This is a genomic window from Streptomyces sp. a15, from assembly GCF_059026085.1.
The window spans coordinates 24,229-39,459 of sequence record NZ_JBWLKM010000055.1; the positions used below are offsets into that span (position 1 = coordinate 24,229).

Consider the following 15,231-nt stretch of genomic DNA (forward strand, 5'->3'; position numbering starts at 1 on the left):
TGACACCGATGACCCAGGCGAACGAAGCCACAGAACCTCCCGTCCAGGCGGCCGGCTGCGTCCTGTGGCGCCGCTCCCCGGTCGACGGCGAGCTGGAGGTCTGTCTCGTCCACCGGCCGAAGTACGACGACTGGTCGCATCCCAAGGGCAAGCTGAAACGCGGCGAGGAGCACCTGGCCGGCGCCCTGCGCGAGGTCGAGGAGGAGACGGGCCACCGGGCCGCACCCGGCGCCCGGCTGCCCACCGTCATGTACATGGCGAACGGTCGCGCCAAGGAGGTCCGCTACTGGGCGGCCGAGGCCACGACCGGCGCCTTCACGCCGAACGACGAGGTGGACCGCATCCTCTGGCTCACCCCGCCGGCAGCTCGAAACCGCCTCACCCAACCGAGGGACCGCACCCTTGTAGACGCCCTGCTCCAGGCCCTCCGGCTGGCATAGTCGGCCGGAATCACTCCGTGTCCTCGACGTAAGCGTTCCGTGACCTCACCGCACCGTCCTCAGGGGTTCACCCCCCGTTCATGTATGGCCTTCGGCGCCTTCACCTGTTCTGCCTAATTTCGGCCTTACGCGATGCGGCACGTATCTCGAAGCGGTGATTCACCTCGAACAGGTGATTCGCACAGACGCCTCGATCTCGTGGCCACATCGCACAGACTTCGCACGCCGCCGGTTCAGGACGGCGGCTCCTGGAAGGAACTCCCTCAAGTGAAGCTTCAGCGCATGAACCGGCGGGCCCTCACCCTCGGTGCTCTCGCCGTCTCCGGCGCCCTGGCCCTCACGGCGTGCGGCTCCGACGACACCGGCGGCAACGGCGACAGCAGCGCCTCGTCCACCGCCCAGGCCGGCAGCATCAAGTGTGACGACGCCAAGGGCCAGCTCCTCGCCGACGGATCCTCCGCGCAGAAGAACGCGATCGACGCCTGGGTCAAGCAGTTCTCCGCCGCCTGCGGCGTGCAGATCAACTACAAGGGCGGCGGCTCGGGCGCCGGCGTCACCGCGTTCACCCAGGGCCAGGTGCCCTTCGCCGGTTCCGACTCCGCACTGAAGCCCGAAGAGGTCGAGGCCTCCAAGCAGGTCTGCTCCGGCGGCCAGGGCATCGACCTCCCGATGGTCGGCGGCCCGATCGCGGTCGGCTTCAACGTGTCCGGCGTCGACAAGCTCGTCCTGGACGCCCCGACCCTCGCCAAGATCTTCGACAACAAGATCACCAACTGGAACGACGCGGCGATCAAGAAGCTGAACCCCGACGTCGACCTGCCCAACCTGAAGATCCAGGCGTTCCACCGCTCGGACGAGTCCGGCACCACGGACAACTTCACCAAGTACCTGATCGCCACCGCCAAGAGCGACTTCCCCTACGAGGGCGGCAAGGCCTGGCAGGCCAAGGGCGGCCAGTCCGCTCCGCAGTCCTCCGGTGTCGCCCAGCAGGTGAAGCAGACCAACGGCGCCATCGGCTACTTCGAGCTGTCGTACGCCAAGGACGGCATCAAGACGGTCTCCCTCGACACCGGTGCCGCCGCCCCGGTCGAGGCCACCGTCGAGAACGCCACCAAGGCGATCTCGGAGGCCAAGGTCGTCGGCACCGGCAACGACTACGCGCTCGAGCTGAACTACGCGACCAAGGCCGAGGGTGCCTACCCGATGGTCCTGGTCACGTACGAGATCGTCTGCGACAAGGGCAACAAGTCGGACACCCTGCCCGCCACCAAGGCGTTCCTGCGCTACATCGCCTCCGAGGAGGGTCAGCAGATCCTCGCCGAGAACGACTACGCCCCCATCCCCGACGACATCATCGCCAAGGTTCGCACCACCATCGAGAGCCTTAGCTGATCCGAATGCGGTCCGGTCCCGGGCCTTCGAACCCGGGACCGGACCGCATCGTCCGGTGCACCGCCGCCAGGAGCCACCGCACATCGCGTACGGCTCCACAGGGCCGTACGGCGCGTACGGCCCGCAGACCGGAGAACCCGATGGACATAACCACGAAGAACACCCAAGCTCCCCCACCGACCGAACCACCGACCGCGACCGAACAGAAGCGCGCGGCGCGCGGTGCCACCCGACCCGGCGACCGGATCTTCCTCGGTCTCTCCCGCGGCTCGGGCATTCTGCTGTTGGCGATCATGGCCGCGATCGCGGTCTTCCTCACCTATCGCGCCTCCCTCGCGATCAGCAAGGACGAGGCCAACTTCCTCACCACCTTCGAGTGGAACGCCACCGCCCTCCCGCCGAAGTTCGGCATCGCGGTCCTGGCCTTCGGCACGGTGGTCTCCTCGATCATCGCCATGGTCATCGCGGTCCCGATCGCGGTCGCCATCGCGCTGTTCCTCACGCACTACGCCCCGCGCAGGCTGAGCGGTCCCATCGCCTACGTGATCGACCTGCTCGCCGCCGTGCCGTCCATCGTGTACGGCCTGTGGGGCGCGCTGATCCTCGTACCGAACATGGTCGGTCTCTTCGGCTGGCTGGACACGTACTTCGGCTGGACCGGCATCTTCTCCTGGGAGGGCGGCGCCCCCCGGTCGATGCTCACGGTCGGCATCCTGCTCGCGATCATGATCCTGCCGATCGTGACCAACGTGAGCCGCGAGGTCTTCCGCCAGGCCCCGCAGATGATCGAAGAGGCGGCCCTGGCCCTCGGCGCCACCCGCTGGGAGGTCATCCGCATGGCCGTCCTGCCGTTCGGCCGCTCCGGCGTGATCTCCGCCTCGATGCTCGGCCTCGGCCGCGCCCTCGGCGAGACGATGGCCGTCGCCACCGTGCTCTCCCCGACCTTCGACATCCAGACCAGCCTGCTCGACCCGGGCGGCGGCACCTTCGCCCAGAACATCGCCAGCAAGTTCGGTGAGGCCACCGAACAGGGCCGTGACGCGCTCATCGCCTCCGGTCTGGTGCTGTTCGTCATCACCCTGCTGGTCAACGGCGCGGCCCGCGCGATCATCGCCCGCCGCAAGGAGTACTCGGGGGCCAACGCATGAGCAACGCCGTCATCAAGCGCCCCAGCACGCTGCAGGGCGCCCGCCTCCCGAAGTGGTCCCCGTACGCGATCGCGGCCGGCTCGGCCGCCGTCGCGATCGGCGTCGGCCTGGCCGCCGGCCTCGACAGCCGTATCCAGTGGGGCCTGATCGCCGCGATCCTCTTCGTCGGCGGTTCGTACGTCATCGCCGCCCGCGTCGAGGGCACCCGCCAGGCCAAGGACCGCCTCGCGACCTCGCTGGTCTGGGTGGCCTTCCTGCTCGCCGTGATCCCGCTGGTCTCCCTGGTCTGGGTGACCGTCGCCCGCGGCGTGAAGGTCCTCGACGTCTACTTCCTGACCCACTCCATGGGTGTCGTCGCCGACACCGAGCCGGGCGGCGGCATCTACGCCGCCGTCCTCGGCAGCCTGGAGCAGGTCGGCCTCGCCACCCTGATCGGTGCCCCGCTCGGTGTGCTCACCGCGATCTACCTCGTGGAGTACGGGCGCGGCAACCTCTCCCGGGCCATCACGTTCTTCGTCGACGTGATGACCGGTATCCCGTCGATCGTCGCCGGTCTGTTCATCCTCAGCCTGATGCTTATGCTCGACCTGGAGCCCTTCGGCTTCGCCGGCTCGCTCGCGCTCGCGATCCTGATGATGCCGGTCGTCGTCCGCTCCACGGAGGAGATGCTCAAGCTCGTCCCGAACGAGCTGCGCGAGGCTTCCCTTGCGCTCGGCATCCCGAAGTGGCGCACAATTCTGAAGGTGGTCCTGCCGACCTCCATCGGCGGCATCACCACCGGCATCATGCTGGCGATCGCCCGTATCGCGGGCGAGACGGCTCCCGTACTGCTCCTGGTATGGGGAAACCCGTTCATCAACTCGAACCCGTTCGAGGGTGCGCAGGCGTCGCTGCCGCTGTACATCTACCAGCAGTACGCGAACAGCGCGGGCTCCGGTGCGGCGTACGACCGGGCCTGGGCGGCGTCGCTGACACTGATCGCCTTCGTGATGATCCTCAACCTGGGGGCCCGCGGCATCGCCCGCTGGAAGGCCCCCAAGACCGGTCGCTGACGCGGCCATCGGCGACTGACACCGGAAGTGAAGTAGAGACATGGCCAAGCGAATCGACGTAAGCGGACTCACCGCCTACTACAGCGCCCACAAGGCGATCGAGGACATCTCGATGACGGTCGAGCCGCGCTCGGTGACGGCCTTCATCGGCCCCTCCGGCTGCGGCAAGTCGACGTTCCTGCGCACCCTGAACCGTATGCACGAGGTCACCCCCGGTGGCCGCGTCGAGGGCAAGGTGCTCCTGGACGACGAGGACCTCTACGGTCACGGCATCGACCCGGTGTCCGTGCGCCGCGAGGTCGGCATGGTGTTCCAGCGGCCCAACCCCTTCCCCACGATGTCGATCTTCGACAACGTGGCGGCGGGGCTGCGCCTGAACGGCAGCTACAAGAAGACCGAGCTCCAGGACGTCGTCGAGAAGTCCCTCAAGGGCGCGAACCTCTGGAACGAGGTCAAGGACCGCCTCAACAAGCCCGGTTCGGGCCTGTCGGGTGGTCAGCAGCAGCGCCTGTGCATCGCGCGGGCGATCGCGGTCGAGCCGAACGTGCTCCTGATGGACGAGCCCTGCTCGGCCCTGGACCCGATCTCCACCCTCGCCATCGAGGACCTGATCGGCGAGCTGAAGGAGCGCTTCACGATCGTCATCGTGACGCACAACATGCAGCAGGCGGCGCGCGTCTCCGACCGTACGGCCTTCTTCAACCTGTCGGCGGTCGGCCAGCCCGGCAAGCTGATCGAGATAGACGACACGGAGCGCATCTTCTCCAACCCGTCGGTCCAGGCCACGGAGGACTACATCTCCGGCCGCTTCGGCTGATCCGACACCCCCGAACCCCTCGCGGTGCTGCATGGCGGTGCCACCGCGAGGACAAAAAGGGCCCGCTCCCCGGTTCCGGGGAGCGGGCCCGTCGTCTGTCTGCGTCCACCTTTCGACCGACCGAGTCGGGTGGTGGGTGGGCACAGGCCCGGGGGTCTGGGGGCGGAGCCCCCAGGAACGCCGGCGCCTACAGGAACGCCAGGTTCACGATCCAGAAGCTCACCGCGGCCACGGCCCCCGCCGCCGGCATCGTAATGAACCAGCCCAGGATGATGTTCTTGGCGACGCCCCACCGCACGGCGTTCACCCGCTTCGTCGCCCCCACACCCATGATCGCGGACGTGATGACATGGGTCGTGGAGATCGGCGCCTTGAACAGGAACGCCGTCGTGAACATGATCGACGCACCGGTCGTCTCCGCGGCGAACCCCTGCGGCGGATCCAACTCGATGATCTTCCGCCCCAGCGTCCGCATGATCCGCCACCCACCGGCGTACGTACCCAGCGACAGCATCACGGCACACGCGATCTTCACCCACACCGGAATCGGATCGCCGTAGTCCTCGACGTCGGCGATGACCAGCGCCATCACCACGATGCCCATGGTCTTCTGCGCGTCCTGAAGACCATGACCGAGCGCCATACCGGCAGCCGAGACGGTCTGCGCTATACGGAACCCTCGCTTGGCCTTGTGCGGGTTCGCCCGCCGGAAGATCCACATGATCGCCGTCATCACCAGATAACCGGCCAGCAGACCCACCACCGGCGAGATGAACATCGGGATGACGACCTTCTCCAGCACCCCGTGCCAGTACACGGTCGTACCGCCGGCCAGCGCGGCCCCGACCATCCCGCCGAACAACGCGTGCGAGGAGGAGGACGGCAGCCCGAAGTACCACGTGATGAGGTTCCACGTGATCGCACCGATCAGCGCCGCGAAGAGGATGCCCATCCCCTTCGACCCCTCGGGCGTCTCGATCAGCCCCTCGCTGACGGTCTTGGCGACCCCGGAGCCGAGAAACGCACCGGCGAGGTTCATCACCGCGGCCATCGCCAGCGCGGCGCGAGGCGTCAGCGCGCGCGTCGAGACGGACGTGGCGATGGCGTTCGCCGAGTCGTGAAAGCCGTTGGTGTACGTGAATCCGAGCGCGACCCCGATGGTCACGATCAACGCAAAGGTGTCCATGAAGAGCTCAGGACTCCTTGACGGCGATGGTCTCCACCGTGTTCGCCACGTGCTCGAACGCGTCGGCCGCTTCCTCCAGCACATCCACGATCTGCTTGAGCTTCAGCACCTCGATGGCCTCGTACTTGCCGTTGAAGAGCATGGCGAGCAGCTTGCGGTGGATCTGGTCGGCCTGGTTCTCCAGCCGGTTGACCTCGATCCAGTACTCGGTGAGGTTGTCCATCGTCCGCAGGTTCGGCATCGCCTCGGCGGTCAGCTCGGCGGCCCGGGCCAGCACCTCGATCTGCTGCTCGACGCCCTTGGGCAGTTCCTCCACGTTGTAGAGGACGACCAGGTCGACGGCCTCCTCCATGAAGTCCATGATGTCGTCGAGGGACGATGCGAGGTTGTAGATGTCCTCACGGTCGAACGGCGTGATGAACGAGGAGTTCAGCTGATGGAAGATCGCGTGCGTGGCATCGTCACCTGCGTGTTCCGCGGCCCGCATACGCTCTGCGATCTCGGCCCGGCCGGCGGTGTCCGCCCCGAGCAGTTCCATGAGGAGTTTCGAGCCCGTGACGATGTTGTCCGCGGACGCGGCGAACATGTCGTAGAAGCTCGTCTCCCTGGGGGTCAGACGAAAGCGCACAAGGGGTCCTCGGGGTGCATCGGTTTCGGTCAGGCTGATGCTAGGCGCATCATCCGGCCACGGCTAATGGGCCGTCCCCCAGTGTCGCCCATCGGGCAGAGTGTTCGGCACGGGGGCCGCTCGCAGGCCACATACCCCGCAAAGTTCGGTACCATATACCCAGTAGGGGTATAAGACTGCCCATGATGTGGAGGACGCGATGACGACCACCGAGGCCGGCGCGCAAGCGCCCTCCGCCGCCGCGGGGCCGGAAGCCGTGACGGGCGAGGTTGTGACGGACGAGGTCGTGACGGACGAGGTCGTGACGGATCACGACCGTGGCGTGCACGGGTACCACAAGCAGAAGGACGAACACCTCAAGCGCCTGCGCCGCATCGAGGGCCAGATCCGCGGCCTGCAGCGCATGGTCGACGAGGACGTCTACTGCATCGACATACTCACGCAGGTCTCCGCCTCCACCAAGGCCCTGCAGTCCTTCGCCCTGCAGCTCCTGGAGGAACACCTGCGCCACTGCGTCGCCGACGCGGCCGTCAAGGGCGGCGCCGAGATCGACGCGAAGGTGGAGGAGGCGACGAAGGCGATCGGCCGCCTGCTGCGGACGTGAGCCGAGCTCGCCCCGAGTAAAGGTGGGGGCCGTGGGGCAGCCCCCGGCTAGTAGCCGGAGGCGTCCGCGCGTTCTTCGGCCACTTTCAGCACCTCGTCGATGCTCTCCAGGCTGAGCCGGTCCTCGTCGGCGGCCGAGGCCGCGATGATCAGCTCTCCGCACAGCTCGATCTCGGCGAGGGCCACGTGGTCCTGAACTGCGGTACCGCCGACCGGAGCCACGCGCATCACCTCTTCTCTGCCGTCACCGGCTTCCTAGAGTAGGGAGCGGCTACAGACCGCGCATGGCACGGAAGGGCTAGTTCTTGACGCCCGTCACGAGTCCGCGCCCGGCGCCTGTCGTCTCTCACTCCTCAGCGATCCGGCCCGCGTAGATGTCACCGGCGGCCGGCAACCGCACGTCGGCGAGGACCCCGAAGTCGTACAACAGCGTGGTCGAAGCGACCGCGACGGTCCCTTCCTGCTGCCCGTTCACAAAGCTGAACCGGTGCCGGACCTTGCGGATGCGGCCCTCGTCGTCGAGGTAGACGTCGAACGGCACGCGGGCCGTGGCGAACCCTTTCGCCGCCGCCGCGAGCGGCCCCTTGTTCCCCGCGGACGCGTCACGAGCCGCCTGCCCGAGGTCCGCGGTCCCCCGGTAATGCCGTACGGCGGTCCCCGCGACCTCGGTCCTTCCCACGTACGTCGCCGTCCGCGTCCCCCGCAGCACCTCGGCCGCGGCGAACGGATCGGTGGCCCCGCCGGTCACGAGGTTCCCGTCGGTCAGCGTGGCGGTGTCGACCCGCACCCACTTGTCGACGGGCACGCCGGCTCCCCGGTTCTTCATGAACAGGGCCCCGGGAGCGAGGAGTTCGGTGATCGGCCGTCGGACGCTCGTCCCCGCCGGGTCCTGCGGCAGCATCACCTTCAACTGCCCCAGCTGCCGCCGGTAGTCGTACACACCTCGGCCTCGAATGGTCACCCGGGTCCCCCCGGTCGCCATCTCCATGGACGTACGGGCCTTCGAACTTCCGGCTTCCACCAGGGTGTCGGCGGCCCGGTGCAGGATCTCGACCGGATCCCCGCCCCGCGCGTCCTCGCCGACGGCCGTCCCACTCCCGGAACACCCCACCGCCCCGAAGCACGAACACACCAGGACCCCCACGGCGACGACCCCGCCACCCGCCCGCCTGCGCTGCCGCTCCGCCATCGCCTGCCTACCCCCAGCCGGTACGTCCGTCACGGGCCCCCTGTCGTTCCGGTTAACGACAAGTAGGTGGCGCCGTCACGCGTGTACGCCCCCGTACGCCTCCTTTACATGGCCTGGGTAACGTTGTCGCTGTGGCGCAGCAGGACAGGATTCCCCCACCCCCCGACCAACAGGCCCACCGCACAACGACCGTCGAACAGGGCCGCTTCTGCACGGCCCACTGCACCTGCGGCTGGCGCGGCCCGGCCCGCAGAGCAAGAAGCCTGGCAAGAACAGACGCAGAAACCCACACAGCCAACTGACCGCCCCACCACACCCCCCACTCCCCCCATCCAACAACCACCGGCCCCAGCCACCCCGCGGTCACCCCACCCCCCCAGCTGGCGATCACGCACCTCCGCCCCGCCACCCCGGGGACAGCCGCCCGCCGCCAATCCGCGGGCATCGCCCCCGCAACCCGCTGGCAGTCACCCCCGCCATTCCGCGGGCAGCCGACGCCGTCAACCCGCAGGCAATCGTGCCGCTGCGGCGGCACGGGCGGGCACGGACAGCACCCCGCAGCGCCGGACCGCGCCGTCAACCCGCGGGCAATCGTGCCGCTGCGGCGGCACGGGCGGGCGCGGACAGCACCCCGCAGCGCCGGACCGCACAACCCACCCCCACCCCAGCCCCAACGCCGGACACCCAACCCACCCGGCCCACGGTCACCCACTCCCGCCACTCCCCGGACAGCCGACGCCGTCAACCCGCAGGCAATCGTGCCGCTGCAGCGGCACGGGCGGGCGCGGACAGCACCCCGCAGCGCCGGACCGCGAACCCACCCCCACCCCAGCCCCAACGCCGGACACCCAACCCACCCGGCCCCGGACACCTGCCCAACGCCGCCCCGCAAAAAGGCACCCCCGGCCCCAACCCCGCGCACTATGGAACCTCTCCCCCCACAGCCCCGTCTCGTTCCACGACAGGCGACGCGCGAGGCCGACGAAAGGCAGAGGCAAGGACATGGAACGGCGCACACTCATCGCCGCCGGCGCAGCCACCCTCACGGCCGCAGCCACAGCCTGCAAGGCCGGCGATTCCGGGTCGGCCAACGGCTCCCCGGCGACGCCCCGGTCCCCCTCGCCCTCCATCTCGCCCTCCCCCTCGCACCCCGCGTTCACATCAACCGCCGCCACCACCCCCGCCACCTGGTCCGCCCTCGCCCGCACCCTCGACGGCCCCCTCGTCCGCCCCGGCGACACAGACTGGCCGACAGCCCGCCAGCTCTACAACACCCGCTTCGACTCCCTCAAACCGGCAGCGGTCGCCTACGTCGCACACCCCGAAGACATCCGTACGGCCCTCGCCTACGCCCGAGCCCACGCCCTCCGCGTGGCGATCCGCAACGGCGGCCACTCCTACGCGGGCTGGTCCTCCGGCAACGGCCGTCTCGTCATCGACGTCTCGAAACTCAACCGGGTCCGAGCGAGCGGCAACACGGCGGTCGTCGGCGCCGGCGCCAAACTGATCGACGTCTACCGCGCCCTCGCCGCGAAGGGCGTCACGATCCCCGCCGGCTCCTGCCCGACCGTCGGCGTCTCCGGCCTCACCCTCGGCGGCGGCCACGGAGTCGTCTCCCGCGCCTACGGCCTGACCTGCGACAGCCTCACCCAGGCCACCCTGATCACGGCGGACGGCAAGCAACTGACGGCGAACGCCCGTGAGAACCAGGACCTCTTCTGGGCCCTACGCGGCGCGGGCAACGGCAACTTCGGCGTGGTGACGGAACTGCACTTCAAGACCCACCCGGCCCCGCAGGCAGTGACGGCGTACCTGTCCTGGCCGTGGCCGAGGGCCGCGGCGGTCGTCAAGGCATGGCAGGAGTGGGGCCCGGCCCAGCCGGACGAGATCTGGTCGTCCCTGCACCTGGCGGGCACCTCCGGCGGCAGGGCCACCGTCTCCGTGGCCGCCTTCTCCCTCGGCACCTACGGCGAACTCCAGAACGCGGTGGACCGCCTCGCGGACAAGGTGGGCGCCCCCGCGAGCAGCGTGTCCCTCCGCCGCCGGGGCTACGAGGAGGCGATGGAGATCTACGCTGGCTGCTCGTCGTTCTCCTCCGACGCCCAGTGCCACCTGCCCGGCGTGACCCCCGGCCGCTCCCCGCAGGGCGCACTCGGCAGGGAGACGTACGCGGCACGGTCGGACTTCTTCGACCGCTCCCTCTCCCCCGCCGCGATCCAGGCCCTCCTCAAGCAGCTGACGTCGGTCCGCGGCGGCTCCGGCAGCATCGCGTTCACGGCCCTCGGCGGAGCCGTCAACCGCGTCTCCCCCACGGCAACGGCCTTCGTCCACCGCCGTTCCCGCATGCTGGCCCAGTACATCGCCTCCTGGCGCGCCGGCACCAGCGGCTCGACAGCCGAGTCCTGGCTGACCGGAGCCCACGCGGCGATGAAGCCGTACGCGTCGGGCGCGGCCTACCAGAACTACACGGACCCGACCCTGAAGGACTGGCGCAAGGCGTACTACGGCGACGCGGCGACCCGCCTGGCAAAGCTGAAGAAGCGGTACGACCCGAACCGCTTCTTCACCTACCCCCAGGCCCTGTAGGACAGAGGACAGAGGACAGAGGACACCGGACACCGGACACCGGACACCCCGCACCAGAGGAGAACACCTACGCGGCGAGATCCCGCTCCTCGGTCCCCGCAGCCTCGTGCCGCGCCCCCGGAATCAACGCGTCCTGCCCGTCGTACGACCGCCCCCGCGCCCGGACCAGCCACCCGGCCCGGGGAGACCGCTCGACGGCCTTGACCACGGGCGTCAGCAACGCCATGGCCACGGGCGAGAGCAGCAGCGCGACCGCCGTACCGAGTGCGAACCCGCCCACCACGTCGGTCGGGTAGTGCACCCCCATGTAGATCCGGCAGAACCCTTCGAGCAGCGCGAGCCCGAGCCCGAAGAGCCCGAACTTCCGGTTGGCGACGAAGAGCCCGACGCCCATGGCCATGGTGATGGTGGCGTGGTCGCTCACGAAGGAGTAGTCGGTCTTGCCGGAGACGAGGACCTCGAGCCCTTCGTGGGTGAGGAAGGGCCGGGGCCGCTCGACAAAGCCCCGTATCGGCACATTCACGAGCACCGCAACACCGGCGGCCAGCGGCGCCCAGACCAGAGCGGCCACCGACGACGCCGCGTCCTCACCACCGCGCCGCCGCACGGACCACCAGCAGCCCACCACCAGCAGCACCATGGCGAGCAGCAGCCCGTACTCACCGACGTATTCCATGCCCCGGTCGAACCAGGCCGGCGCGTCCTTGGCCAGGCCATTGATGTCGTACAGCAGATCGACGTCAGGGTTCGACCCGGATTCTGCGAGTCCAGCCATGGCGCACGGCCCCTTCGTCGTCTCTCCCGGCACACCTTTGCGCGCGCCGCTGTTACCCACCCCCGTGGTGTGTAGATCCGCTTACGTTGACTGTGACGTCCGCTCGTCCGCTCGGCTACGTCATCAGGAACGCACGGCTCCTGTTGATACGTTCCACACTCCACCGAATGATCACGCAGACGTTATCGAAGAGAGACCCGTTCCCGCAGCTCAGGGGGTGGGTTCATGCTCGGTTCACACCGTCGTGGGGAGCGCTTTCGCGCCATCTTCGGTGACCCGGGTGGCCCCGAAGTAGTCGGGGGTGTCGATCGGGTCGAACCGGATCACAGCACCCGTTCTCGGCGCGTCGATCATGTACCCCCCGCCCACATAAATCCCGACATGCCGGATGGCCCGCGAGTTGGTGAGATCGTCCGAGAAGAACACCAGATCCCCGGGCAGCAGCTCGTCCCTGGCCGGATGCGGTCCCGCGTTGTACTGGTCATTGGCTACGCGCGGCAGCGTGATCCCGACACTCTCGTACGCGGCCTTCGTCAACCCGGAACAGTCGAACCGCCCGTTGTCGGCGGCGGTACCGTCACCGCCCCACAGATAGGGCGTGCCCAGCTTCTTCTGCGCGTAGTAGATGGCGCCGGCCGCCTGCTTCGAGGGATCGACCCGACTGACGGGCGCCGCGAAGCTGTCCTCCAGGGTCGTGATCGTCTTCACGTAGTTCTGGGTCTCCTTGTACGGCGGCACGCCCCCGTACTTGATGACCGCATAGGCCCCCGCGTTGTACGAGGCCAGCATGTTTTCGGTCGGGTTCCCGGGGACGTCCTTCACATAGGACGCGAGCGTGCAGTCGTACTGCGCGGCCGACGGAATCGCGTCATTCGGATCCCATACGTCCTTGTCGCCGTCCCCGTCGCCGTCGATTCCGTGCGTGGCCCAGGTCCCGGGGATGAACTGCGCTATCCCCTGGGCCGCCGCCGGGCTCTGGGCCTTCGGGTTGAATCCGCTCTCCTGGTAGAGCTGGGCGGCGAGCAGCGCCGGGTTGATGGCGGAGCAGAGGTTGCCCCACTTCTGCACGAGGGGCTGGTAGGCGGCGGGCACGGCCCCCTTGGCCAGCGACTTGGCGCCTCCGCTCGCCCCGTTGACGAGGTTCCCGGCGACGACGTACACCCCGACGACGAGCAGCATCACGAAGCTGAGCCCCGCCGCGACAGCGGCACCCGCCACGATCCATGCCTTACGCACCGTCAACCGCCCCTCGACCGCTGGTAGTCCGCCCGGGTCAGTCTAGGAGCTTCCCACCCGGGAACCGGTGCAACCGGTGCTCTATCGGTTGAACGCAGTCCCTCTTTCCGCGGTCCGGTACAACGAGGCGGCCTCGGTTCCGAGAACAACGCTGTACGAAATGTCAGCAGTGGCCCCGCCCTGCTCGTGCCCGCCCAGCACCCCGACGACCTCCCCGTCCCCGTTCACCCACGGACTGCCGCTGGTCCCACCGCTGAAGCCGGGACACTCGATGCGCTGCTGCCTACGGCTGTGTGCGGTGGGCTTGTTGGTGCAACTGATCGGGGAATCGCGGGAGTCGGGATACCCGGTGACGGTCACTGCGGTCGCCCCGGTGGCCATCCCCGCGACGAACCGACCCCCGCCGCCGACGACGTCCTCGACACCCTCGCGGCCCCGATCGGCGACGACCGCGAAGGCGACATCGCTGTCCTCGTCCTGCCCCTTGGCCCACCCGTCGGGCAGAAACCGCCGCTCCACCCGCCACACCCCGTACGGCGCGCGGCCGTCCCGGTACCCGGGCACGAACTCGACATCTCCGGCACCCCCGTCGAGACAGTGTGCAGCGGTGACGAGGAGATCCAGGTGCGGGCTGTGCACGACGGACGCGGTACAGAAGTGTCGGCCTGCGGCGAACAGGGCCCCGACCCGTGCGGTCCGCACACCCGCCACCGCGAGGGCGGTCACACCGAGAGGACCTGAACCGTCGTCGGCGGCCGCCTCGGAGGACGAGGTGAAGGCGAGCAGGAGGAGCACGGCGTAGAGGAAGGGAAGAGCGTGGCGCTTCATCAGAGCCGAGCGTGCCGCATGAAGGTGAGAATTCGTTCCCGCCCCGACCAGCTCACTGCTCCCGTGGGTGGCCTCCGGGGGAGGAGACCCCGTACACCGGGAAGGCGTCCGTGACGATCTCGATGCCCAGGGGTTCGGGCAGCCGCACGGACTCGCCGAACTTCCCCAGCAGAACGTCCCTGTAGGCGCCGTTGTCCGGGTAGGTGTGCAGGGCCCAGGTGCCCTTGCGCGGGTCGATGACGAAGAGGACGGGGACACGCGCGACGGCGTACCAGTCGGCCTTGTCCCTGATCTCGCGGGACTTCTCGGACTGGGAGATGACTTCGACGGCGAGCGCCGCGTCTTCCGGCGCCGCCAGCCAGTCGTCGTCCTCCATCCACTCCGTGGGAAGGACGATCAGATCCGGGGTCACATAGTCATCCGGGTCCTCCGGCAGAGCGATCGAAGACACCTCGAACGCTTGCAGCCCCTCGGGCAGTACCGGGCCGAGTTGTTCACGGATCCGCCAGACCACGCCCGCGTGCTTGCCACGCGGAGTCGGGGACATCACGAGCTTTCCTCCCACGATCTGCACCCGCAGACCCGTCGCAGCCTCGATCTTCTCGGCGATCTCACGCAGATTTCCCGGACGGGGCCGCGGATGCATCCAGGCGCCGGGCGACACGGACATGGTCTGCTGCCTCCGTCCCTCCACCTCGCCGGCTGCGCGAGCGGGGTCGTTGGGAGGTCCGACGTCCCGCTCGGCGTCGAATCCACCGTACTGTGCGGGTTCCTCTCCTGCCTCCGCGTCACGCTCCAAACACGCGCCTGCGGCCTTCCTGAGTCGCTGCTCAAGCTTCGCCACGGGACCACCCCTTCACGCTCCGAATCCTCTCCATTACGTTAGGCCACCCCACTGACACTCCGCCCACAGCAGCTTCCCGCCCTTCGACGCCCCCAGCTCCCGCAGCACGGAGACGCCGACCGCGTCCGCACACGCCCGCACGAGGTGCAGGCCGCGGCCGTCCTCGGCGTCGAGCGGGGGTACGGCGGCTCCGTCGGTGCCGAATCCGGGAGGGACCCTCGGGTCCGTGTCCCATACGGCGACCCGGAGGCGGCCGGGTTCCATCGCGCGGAGCCGCAGGGCATAGGGGCCGGCGGTGTGGCGGTGGGCGTTGCTGAGGAGTTCGGAGGCCAACAGTTCGGCGGTAGGGGCGAGTTCGGTGAGACCGTGGGCCGCGAGGACGGTACGGAGGGTTGCGCGGGCGATCCCCGGCGCGTGTGGATCGTGCGGGAGGTGGAGGGTGTAGGCCCAGGGCGGGGATACGGTTGCCATGGAAGTCTCCGATCACTGAGGGGAGTTGGGGGCGTG

At 68.8% G+C, this 15,231-nt stretch carries 16 protein-coding genes; 7 read left to right on the plus strand and 9 right to left on the minus strand.

Annotated features, from left to right (window positions below; genetic code table 11):
* Nucleotides 1-8 precede the first annotated feature (8 nt).
* The 5 genes from AC5P09_RS36460 (at nucleotide 9) to pstB (ending at nucleotide 4,849) form a co-directional block, all read left to right on the plus strand.
* Nucleotides 9-440: an NUDIX hydrolase gene (locus AC5P09_RS36460; RefSeq protein WP_493877993.1), complete on the plus strand. Its 432-nt coding sequence runs from the start codon at nucleotides 9-11 to the stop codon at nucleotides 438-440.
* Nucleotides 441-707: 267 nt separating this feature from the next.
* A complete protein-coding gene (gene pstS, locus AC5P09_RS36465) occupies nucleotides 708-1,832 on the plus strand; it encodes a phosphate ABC transporter substrate-binding protein PstS (protein WP_493877994.1) in 1,125 nt (374 codons plus the stop codon).
* A gap of 140 nt (nucleotides 1,833-1,972) precedes the next feature.
* On the plus strand, nucleotides 1,973-2,980 hold the full coding sequence (pstC, locus tag AC5P09_RS36470; protein ID WP_493877995.1) for a phosphate ABC transporter permease subunit PstC: 1,008 nt from the start codon (nucleotides 1,973-1,975) through the stop codon (nucleotides 2,978-2,980).
* Entirely contained in the window at nucleotides 2,977-4,032 is a 1,056-nt protein-coding gene (pstA, locus tag AC5P09_RS36475) for a phosphate ABC transporter permease PstA (RefSeq protein ID WP_493877996.1), read from the plus strand. Before pstC ends, pstA begins: the two co-directional genes overlap by 4 nt.
* 40 nt (nucleotides 4,033-4,072) lie before the next feature.
* A complete protein-coding gene (gene pstB, locus AC5P09_RS36480; RefSeq protein ID WP_307675793.1) occupies nucleotides 4,073-4,849 on the plus strand; it encodes a phosphate ABC transporter ATP-binding protein PstB in 777 nt (258 codons plus the stop codon).
* Between the two features lie 187 nt (nucleotides 4,850-5,036).
* Here the strand turns inward: pstB and AC5P09_RS36485 are convergent, their stop codons facing one another.
* Together AC5P09_RS36485 and AC5P09_RS36490 are read right to left on the minus strand one after the other, a co-directional pair.
* Nucleotides 5,037-6,035, minus strand: a complete 999-nt coding sequence (locus AC5P09_RS36485; protein WP_266437270.1) for an inorganic phosphate transporter — start codon at nucleotides 6,033-6,035, stop codon at nucleotides 5,037-5,039.
* A 7-nt stretch (nucleotides 6,036-6,042) separates the two neighbouring features.
* Nucleotides 6,043-6,663: a DUF47 domain-containing protein gene (locus tag AC5P09_RS36490; protein ID WP_030043659.1), complete on the minus strand. Its 621-nt coding sequence runs from the start codon at nucleotides 6,661-6,663 to the stop codon at nucleotides 6,043-6,045.
* A 199-nt stretch (nucleotides 6,664-6,862) separates the two neighbouring features.
* Here AC5P09_RS36490 and AC5P09_RS36495 point away from each other — a divergent pair, with 199 nt between their 5' ends.
* On the plus strand, nucleotides 6,863-7,267 hold the full coding sequence (locus tag AC5P09_RS36495; RefSeq protein WP_493877997.1) for a metal-sensitive transcriptional regulator: 405 nt from the start codon (nucleotides 6,863-6,865) through the stop codon (nucleotides 7,265-7,267).
* A 47-nt stretch (nucleotides 7,268-7,314) separates the two neighbouring features.
* Here the strand turns inward: AC5P09_RS36495 and AC5P09_RS36500 are convergent, their stop codons facing one another.
* Together AC5P09_RS36500 and AC5P09_RS36505 are read right to left on the minus strand one after the other, a co-directional pair.
* Nucleotides 7,315-7,494: a hypothetical protein gene (locus AC5P09_RS36500; protein ID WP_053749134.1), complete on the minus strand. Its 180-nt coding sequence runs from the start codon at nucleotides 7,492-7,494 to the stop codon at nucleotides 7,315-7,317.
* Nucleotides 7,495-7,612: 118 nt separating this feature from the next.
* Nucleotides 7,613-8,455, minus strand: coding sequence for an SCO4651 family lipoprotein (locus AC5P09_RS36505; RefSeq protein WP_493877998.1), 843 nt, complete (start codon nucleotides 8,453-8,455; stop codon nucleotides 7,613-7,615).
* Nucleotides 8,456-9,457: 1,002 nt separating this feature from the next.
* Here AC5P09_RS36505 and AC5P09_RS36510 point away from each other — a divergent pair.
* Nucleotides 9,458-11,041 (plus strand): FAD-binding oxidoreductase, encoded by a 1,584-nt coding sequence (locus AC5P09_RS36510; protein WP_493877999.1) that lies wholly within the window; start codon nucleotides 9,458-9,460, stop codon nucleotides 11,039-11,041.
* A gap of 67 nt (nucleotides 11,042-11,108) precedes the next feature.
* On the opposite strand, the gene AC5P09_RS36515 is transcribed toward AC5P09_RS36510, so the two are convergent.
* The 5 genes from AC5P09_RS36515 to AC5P09_RS36535 form a co-directional block, all read right to left on the minus strand.
* Complete coding sequence (locus tag AC5P09_RS36515; RefSeq protein WP_493878000.1) at nucleotides 11,109-11,816, minus strand: phosphatase PAP2 family protein; 708 nt, start codon at nucleotides 11,814-11,816, stop codon at nucleotides 11,109-11,111.
* A gap of 234 nt (nucleotides 11,817-12,050) precedes the next feature.
* Complete coding sequence (locus AC5P09_RS36520) at nucleotides 12,051-12,995, minus strand: C40 family peptidase (protein WP_493878028.1); 945 nt, start codon at nucleotides 12,993-12,995, stop codon at nucleotides 12,051-12,053.
* Between the two features lie 138 nt (nucleotides 12,996-13,133).
* Entirely contained in the window at nucleotides 13,134-13,880 is a 747-nt protein-coding gene (locus AC5P09_RS36525) for a trypsin-like serine peptidase (protein ID WP_493878001.1), read from the minus strand.
* Between the two features lie 52 nt (nucleotides 13,881-13,932).
* Nucleotides 13,933-14,550: a Uma2 family endonuclease gene (locus tag AC5P09_RS36530; protein WP_493878002.1), complete on the minus strand. Its 618-nt coding sequence runs from the start codon at nucleotides 14,548-14,550 to the stop codon at nucleotides 13,933-13,935.
* 207 nt (nucleotides 14,551-14,757) lie between these two features.
* Nucleotides 14,758-15,195: an ATP-binding protein gene (locus AC5P09_RS36535; RefSeq protein ID WP_493878003.1), complete on the minus strand. Its 438-nt coding sequence runs from the start codon at nucleotides 15,193-15,195 to the stop codon at nucleotides 14,758-14,760.
* Nucleotides 15,196-15,231: the final 36 nt, after the last annotated feature.

Bases quoted from the DNA above. Each gene is read 5' to 3' on its own strand.
- AC5P09_RS36495 (WP_493877997.1), top strand. From the start codon at position 6,863: ATGACGACCACCGAGGCCGGCGCGCAAGCGCCCTCCGCCGCCGCGGGG.
- pstB (WP_307675793.1), top strand. From the start codon at position 4,073: ATGGCCAAGCGAATCGACGTAAGCGGACTCACCGCCTACTACAGCGCC.
- AC5P09_RS36535 (WP_493878003.1), bottom strand. From the start codon at position 15,195: ATGGCAACCGTATCCCCGCCCTGGGCCTACACCCTCCACCTCCCGCAC.
- AC5P09_RS36460 (WP_493877993.1), top strand. From the start codon at position 9: ATGACCCAGGCGAACGAAGCCACAGAACCTCCCGTCCAGGCGGCCGGC.
- pstA (WP_493877996.1), top strand. From the start codon at position 2,977: ATGAGCAACGCCGTCATCAAGCGCCCCAGCACGCTGCAGGGCGCCCGC.
- AC5P09_RS36525 (WP_493878001.1), bottom strand. From the start codon at position 13,880: ATGAAGCGCCACGCTCTTCCCTTCCTCTACGCCGTGCTCCTCCTGCTC.
- AC5P09_RS36530 (WP_493878002.1), bottom strand. From the start codon at position 14,550: ATGTCCGTGTCGCCCGGCGCCTGGATGCATCCGCGGCCCCGTCCGGGA.
- AC5P09_RS36515 (WP_493878000.1), bottom strand. From the start codon at position 11,816: ATGGCTGGACTCGCAGAATCCGGGTCGAACCCTGACGTCGATCTGCTG.
- AC5P09_RS36500 (WP_053749134.1), bottom strand. From the start codon at position 7,494: ATGCGCGTGGCTCCGGTCGGCGGTACCGCAGTTCAGGACCACGTGGCC.
- AC5P09_RS36485 (WP_266437270.1), bottom strand. From the start codon at position 6,035: ATGGACACCTTTGCGTTGATCGTGACCATCGGGGTCGCGCTCGGATTC.
- AC5P09_RS36505 (WP_493877998.1), bottom strand. From the start codon at position 8,455: ATGGCGGAGCGGCAGCGCAGGCGGGCGGGTGGCGGGGTCGTCGCCGTG.
- AC5P09_RS36520 (WP_493878028.1), bottom strand. From the start codon at position 12,995: ATGCTGCTCGTCGTCGGGGTGTACGTCGTCGCCGGGAACCTCGTCAAC.
- AC5P09_RS36510 (WP_493877999.1), top strand. From the start codon at position 9,458: ATGGAACGGCGCACACTCATCGCCGCCGGCGCAGCCACCCTCACGGCC.
- pstC (WP_493877995.1), top strand. From the start codon at position 1,973: ATGGACATAACCACGAAGAACACCCAAGCTCCCCCACCGACCGAACCA.